Source organism: Psychrobacter sp. 1U2, from assembly GCF_051847575.1.
Map to the genome: position 1 here is coordinate 1 of NZ_JBPYDC010001209.1, position 667 is coordinate 667.

Consider the following 667-nt stretch of genomic DNA (forward strand, 5'->3'; position numbering starts at 1 on the left):
CTTGTCAGTATCGGTTTAACTGGCTGCTCGTCACCTGACTCAAATGAGACGGAAATAGACGACACTAAGGTTGAGAATAAAACAGCGGATGCGGCTTCAAACGTCGCTAATAATGATGCCGTTTCTGTCAATGCTATCGATATTGATACAGTAAAAGGGGATGTCAGCCTACCGATCAATCCCTCACCAATAGCGGTCTACGACATGACCCTATTGCAGGACTTGGCGGCGCTTGATGTCGCAGTCACAGGTATCCCAAGTGGTCTAAAATTGGATAACTTGTACTCCAAAAATCAGCCGGATCCAGAAGAGGTGGGTACGGTATTTGAGCCTGATCTTGAAGCCCTAAACGCCATGCAGCCACAAGCGATTTTGGTCGGCTCACGTATGGCAGAAAAATACAATGAGCTCTCAAGCATCGCGCCCACACTTGATATGACGATCGATACCACCAATATTTACGAGTCCAGCAAACAGCGCTTGCATGATTTGGGGGCCTTGTTTGGCAAAAGTGATGAGGCGCTAAAGCTGCAACAAAACATCGACGGACTGATTGATGAAACCAAAGCTTTGAGCCAAGACAGCGGTACCGGCTTGGTGGTCATGGTCAATGGTAATAAGCTGTCCGCCTATGGTGATAAGTCGCGCTTCGGGTTTATCCATAGCG

At 48.0% G+C, this 667-nt stretch carries 1 protein-coding gene; it reads left to right on the forward strand.

Going from position 1 to position 667, the window contains the following annotated elements:
• On the forward strand, positions 1-667 hold a 667-nt coding region (locus ACS8FD_RS21245), incomplete at both ends, for an ABC transporter substrate-binding protein (protein ID WP_439277327.1).